The 5,706-nt window shown below is 33.0% G+C and carries 5 protein-coding genes and 1 pseudogene; 3 read left to right on the top strand and 3 right to left on the bottom strand.

Annotated elements, in window-relative coordinates; genetic code table 11:
• Window positions 1–143 precede the first annotated feature (143 nt).
• Both KI369_RS14410 and KI369_RS14405 read right to left on the bottom strand, forming a co-directional pair.
• The gene (locus KI369_RS14410) at window positions 144–1,301 is read right to left on the bottom strand and encodes an agmatine deiminase family protein (RefSeq protein WP_212956418.1); all 1,158 of its coding nucleotides are present in this window, start codon (window positions 1,299–1,301) and stop codon (window positions 144–146) included.
• 285 nt (window positions 1,302–1,586) lie between these two features.
• Window positions 1,587–2,714 carry a serine hydrolase domain-containing protein gene (locus KI369_RS14405; RefSeq protein ID WP_212956417.1) on the bottom strand — a complete coding sequence of 376 codons (1,128 nt, stop codon included), beginning with the start codon at window positions 2,712–2,714 and terminating at the stop codon, window positions 1,587–1,589.
• Between the two features lie 261 nt (window positions 2,715–2,975).
• On the opposite strand from KI369_RS14405, the pseudogene KI369_RS14400 reads away from it, so the two are divergent.
• Window positions 2,976–3,204: pseudogene (locus KI369_RS14400) on the top strand (hypothetical protein).
• A 91-nt stretch (window positions 3,205–3,295) separates the two neighbouring features.
• On the opposite strand, the gene KI369_RS14395 reads toward KI369_RS14400, so the two are convergent.
• Window positions 3,296–4,540: an MFS transporter gene (locus KI369_RS14395; RefSeq protein ID WP_212956416.1), complete on the bottom strand. Its 1,245-nt coding sequence runs from the start codon at window positions 4,538–4,540 to the stop codon at window positions 3,296–3,298.
• An 85-nt stretch (window positions 4,541–4,625) separates the two neighbouring features.
• On the opposite strand from KI369_RS14395, the gene KI369_RS14390 reads away from it, so the two are divergent.
• Both KI369_RS14390 and KI369_RS14385 read left to right on the top strand, forming a co-directional pair.
• Window positions 4,626–5,477, top strand: coding sequence for a LysR family transcriptional regulator (locus KI369_RS14390; RefSeq protein ID WP_212956415.1), 852 nt, complete (start codon window positions 4,626–4,628; stop codon window positions 5,475–5,477).
• A partial coding sequence (locus KI369_RS14385; RefSeq protein ID WP_212956414.1) for a DUF3916 domain-containing protein occupies window positions 5,470–5,706 on the top strand: 237 nt, incomplete at its 3' end. The genes KI369_RS14390 and KI369_RS14385, both read left to right, overlap by 8 nt.

Genomic DNA, 5,706 nt, shown 5'->3' with positions numbered 1-5,706 from the left:
ATCATAAGCACTATCATTATGAAGCTAGTTCAGATTATTTCTTTCAATGCCCTTACTCCTTTTTTGCGAAAAATAAAACATGACAAAATAGGTAAAAGTAACAATGTACCTATTTTGTCCGTAGGTTGCTACATTTCAATCGATTACTTCAATTGAATCGGTTGTTGCTGTGTAACACAATGAATCATGCCACCATTTTTATAAAGTTCTCTCACATCAATCCCAATTACTTTACGATCTGGATATAACTTCTGAATCGTATCGTTTGCGATTTTATCATTTGGATCATTATAATTAGGCACCAATACCACTGTATTCCCAATATAATAATTGATATACGACCCCTTATAATCGAGAGCTTTTCCATTTTCTAAAGTAACTTTATCTTTACTAAGAGGTAAGTATTCATACTTATATTTCTTTCCTGATGCATTTTTTGCATCTAACAATGTATCCATATCTTTGTTTGACAAACCCCATTCGGCTAAGTCATCTTCTTTCATCGTTACAATGGTAGATTTACCATGGAATTTAGCAAATCCATCAATATGAAAGTCCGTAATATCTAAATTAGGTACTCCGTCTAACCAAATAAAGTTTGTTACCCCAAGGTCACTTATATATTTTTCAATTTCCTTTTCTGATAAATCAGGATTTCTATTTTTATTCGTTACAGCGCTCCGGGTTAATAACGCTGTACCATTGCTATCTAATTCAATCGCTCCGCCTTCAAGGACAAATTTCCCCCAATCAATTCTTTCAATCCCTGATTGTTTACTCACATTTTCACGTATACGAGCATCATTTTTATAAGGCGTTTTCTTTCCCCACCCATTAAATGCCGGGTCTAATATTTTCAAATTTTTATTATTGTCATAAACAAAAATCGGTCCACTATCTCGTGCCCACACATCATCAGTAGGAGCGATAAAGAAATCAATTTTATCCATATTCAGTCCTTCATCTTTTAAAAGCTTATTGATTCGCTCTTTCTCCTCCTCATCGTATGCAACAATATGGACTTTTTCCCCCTCAGTTAAAGCACTTGCCATCTTAACCCAAATCGGTTCAACTTCCTGCTTATATTCTTCACCATATGTGTATTCATGAGGCCATTGCAGCCATGTACCTTCATGTTTATCTTTTTCATCTGGCATCGTATATTTCCCAACGTTTTTCTGTACCTCTACTTTTTTTCTCTCTTTCCCTTTAGCATTTTCATTGTTCCCTTCAAAAGAACATCCACTAATAATCGCTGTAGATAATGTAGCTATTAAACAAAACTTTACTGCTTTTTTCATTTTTCTAACCTCCTGTTCGTTACTTCAATAATTTAAAGCTTCACATAGTGTGAAGCTCAAGTTTTTTATCGATGTAAAATTTCCCAATTGATTTTCCACATAAATTCAATACAAATAGATGAACTTCAGCAGTAACTTTCCTATATTTAACATCCATATCATTTAACTTCCTATACAAAATTATTCTAATATTACCCTTTCATAATTACTTCTTCAGCAAGCTGAACATCCCCAAACAAAAAAATCGGTATTGATAATTATATATCAATACCGATTTTCAAATTATTATTTTCCTTCTATTAAATCATTCGCCATTTTCCTAAACTCCTGATTAAACGTATCATTCACACCATTTTGTACGTTAGAGAATAATATGACAAACGTTCTTTTATCCCAATTAAAATTATTAAACGTATTCCAACCAGCTAATACACCGTGATTATGATAATAATCTGGGTTAGTATAGAAACTAAATCCATATTTTCTTGCAGGTGATGCAGTAAACATGTCTAATACACTTTGTTTAGATAGCAGCTTTCCATCCATAATAGCCTCATCTAATCTTTTCATATCTTCAACAGTCGTATACATTTCACCACACCCATACAACCAGTTCATTTTTAAGCGGGGTGCAGCTATTAACTCATTATCTTTTCTCGTATAACCTTCTGCTAAAAAAATATCTTCAGGGAGAGTTGCACCCATTCCAGATTCATGCATTTCAACAGGAGTAAAAATATTTTCTTTCACATATTCAGCAAGTGGTTTATTTGCTATCTTTTCTACAATATACGCAAGTACCATATAATTATAATCTGTATATCGCCATCCTGTCCCTGCAGGAAATTGCAATTTTTGCGCTCCAATCCACGTTACTAACTTTAATCTTGACGCCGCATCAACCCTACCTTGTCCCTGATCTGGTAACCCTGAAGTATGTGTTAACAAATTTCGCAACGTAATGTTTTTATCTGCTGGAAACGATGGAATATACTTATTTACATTGTCTTCAATATTTAATTTCCCTTTTTCTTTTAGCTGCATAATAGATATTGCAACGACTGTTTTCGTAATAGAACCAATGCGATATTTCGTTCTTGGCGTTGTTACTACTTTATCTTCCACATTCGCATATCCATAACCTTTTCGTAAAATCACATGATCTTTACTAGCTACAAGAACACTCCCATTAAATCCTTTATCTTTTAAATATTGATCTAGCTTTCCAGCTGCAACTTCATAGCGCTTTTTCTCATTTGCATCGACTTCCTGTATATCGCCCTTTTGCTTACTATTTACATTAGAAAATGCTTTTATATCATATTTCTTACCTTTATTAGCATGTATTAGTGCAACGACACTCCCACAAAAAATAGCAAAAATAAAGAAAACAATTAACCATTTCTTTAGCATAATAGGAACCCTCTTTTATCTAGTTTCACTTAACGCGCATCCATTCTATTCTATATCTATTAATTTTCAAATACTTTATATTATTATCTATCTATTATTCACCTAAGTGAACTAGATTCCTTTTTCTCATATTCAGTTTTTGACTACTCTCTATTGTATTTCTTTCTTGCAAAATTTCCACCTTACAATCGGATACACCCTACTATAATTTCAACATCTTATGTAACATTTGTTACACATTATCAAAAAGGAGCTATAAACATGAAAAATACTGATAAACGCAATCTTAGATGAAATGATGTTTCATTTTAGGGTAACAAAAAATAACATAGTTTTAATTGAATATTACGGAAAACAAATTATGATATTAAAAGGAAATGCTGCTGAAAAATTTTTAAACAAAATAAATCATGCACATAACGATACAGAAAAACAACTCCTTATGGCTAAAGTTACAGGCAATTTCAAAAGAGGCAATGAACACCAATGAAAACAAATCTCATTTGTATTTTGATTATACAACATATAAAAAAAGAAATGTCGCTCATTCGGCATTTCTTTAGACTTTCTTCATAATAAATTTACATTGCTAACTTTCTTTTATTTTTACGATATAAACTCACTGCTGAGATACTTAGTAATATCACTATACACAACCACGCATACGTATACCCTTTCTCATCGACAATATAACCAAATAAAACAGGTGCAACAATAATCGCAATTTGATTGAATGTAAGTGCCAAACTAACTGTTATTCCCACAGATTCTTCACTTGCCAATTCAGCAACTTCGGCTATAAAAAGACTAAACCAACCAATTGAAAAGAAGCCTAACAATGCACTTACACCATACAATACGCCACTTGTTACTGTATGTATGCTCATTACTAACAATAGAATTAAACCGATAGAAGTACAGACCGTAATAAATAAAGGTATGCGCCGATTCCCTTTATAAAACGTATCACTAATAGCTGCTAATGCAACACGGCCAATCATTCCAGAAAAGAACATCACTGAAAATACTGTTCCAGCTACAATAGATGTAATAGATTGTTCCCTTACTAAAAATTTCATGAAGTGCCCAACTAACACCATTTGCAATGAAATCATGCAAATACCCGTTATATATATTGGATACAACTCTTTTTTACATATCACTACTTTTAACTCAGTCCAAAAAGAAATTTTAATATGTTCTTTCTTTGCATCCTCTTGAACATATGGCTCTTTATAAAACATAAAAAATGATAATCCTCCAATTATACAAATGCATGCCATACTATTTATCGCGTAAGTCACATTATATTGTATCGTAAGAAATGGGATTAACACTCCCGCTAACGCACCACCAATCGGTATACCAGCTTGCCTTATTCCCATTGCTAATCCACGATTTTCTTTTGGGAACCATTTCAAAATCACTTTACTTCCTCCTGGCTGGGAAACACTATAGAACATTCCTACTAATAAAAGTACAAATAACAGACCATTAAATCCATTTACTATATTAGTTAGTAAAAACGAACCTCCTAGCAAAAATGAACTGATAGAAATCAACAACTTTTCATTATATTGATCGAGTAACCGCCCAACAAAAAGCATACAAAATAACGGTCCCACATTTACAACACTTACTAACAATCCACTCTCCATGTTCGTAAGCCCATATTCTTCTTTCCAAAATAAAGAGAAAGCTCCGACACCATATGTTATAAGTGTCGCTGTCGTTTGAGCAATCGTCGCAAACATTAACATAACCCACTTATGATTACTTTTCATCCTTTCTTCAATTAACACAATAATCCCTCCATCCCCTTCCATTGTATGAAAGTTCTGATATCATACAAAATAAAGATTCATCATATAATCCATCAAAAAAATTGATACCTTTTCGGAGGGATGATGCGTGGACATAAAAGATTTAACTGTATTTTACGAAGTTGCAAAAGAAAGCAATATTTCTCACGCAGCGAAAAATTTGAACTATGTACAATCAGGTGTAACAATGCGTATGAAACAACTAGAAAGCGAATTAGGTGTGCCTTTATTTTATCGTAACGGAAAAGGTGTAACTTTAACTTCTAACGGTGAGATTTTATTAGCATACGCCAATCAAATTATCCGCTTAATGGATCAATCTATAAAAGCGGTTCAAAGTAATGGAACCGACCCTAAAGGCACTTTGAAAATCGGATGTACAGAATCTACAACCGCGGTAAGGCTGCCATCTATATTAACGGCCTATTATGAGAAATACCGAGAAGTCGAATTAATTTTAGAAACAAATACGACCGAACAACTAATTAGGCTTGTGCTAGAACGAAAACTAGACGGAGCATTTATAGCAGGATCTACTCAACATACCGAACTACATACAAATGTATTTCGTGAAGAAGAATTAGTTCTCATTAGTAAAAAACCTTTATCCTCTATTAAAGACATAGGAGATATGAATTTACTCGCTTTTAGTCACGGTTGCTATTATAGAAGTTTATTAGAAGACTGGCTTCAAGAAGAAGGCATCTCACCTAAACGAGTATTAGAGTTCGGAACAATTGAAGCAATACTCGCCTGTGTGAAATCAAATATGGGCGTAGCAATTATGATGAAATCTATTTTAAATGATCCTACACATAACGTATCATTTAATCCTTTACCAAATAGATTCAAAAAAGTTCCTACTACTTTTATTACTCGAAAAGACATATATCACTCAGCTGCATTACAAAAATTTATGGAGGTGACTCACAATGCATGAAAAGAAAATACGTGGGATGAAACGAAAAACAAACGCTATGATAAAACGAATTGAGGAACATACAAAAACGTTCCCTTCTACTTTCTATAACGATGAATATTGGTATATGCCATTACCAGTTTCCCAAGCTTTTATCAATTCGTGTAAAACACCTAGAAAAGTAAAACGATTATGTATACAAACTCTATTAAATCAAGCAAATCATTTAATAAAAATAAAACCGAGCGAT

This window comes from Bacillus sanguinis, from assembly GCF_018332475.1.
Taxonomy (GTDB): domain Bacteria; phylum Bacillota; class Bacilli; order Bacillales; family Bacillaceae_G; genus Bacillus_A; species Bacillus_A sanguinis.
The sequence above is the reverse complement of the archived record's forward strand: the minus strand, read 5'-3'. Positions and strand labels throughout refer to the sequence as shown.

What these genes read in the sequence shown, in the direction of transcription:
- KI369_RS14410 (WP_212956418.1), bottom strand. Translation starts at nt 1,301, where the DNA reads ATGAAAAAAGCAGTAAAGTTTTGTTTAATAGCTACATTATCTACAGCG.
- KI369_RS14405 (WP_212956417.1), bottom strand. Translation starts at nt 2,714, where the DNA reads ATGCTAAAGAAATGGTTAATTGTTTTCTTTATTTTTGCTATTTTTTGT.
- KI369_RS14395 (WP_212956416.1), bottom strand. Translation starts at nt 4,540, where the DNA reads ATGGAAGGGGATGGAGGGATTATTGTGTTAATTGAAGAAAGGATGAAA.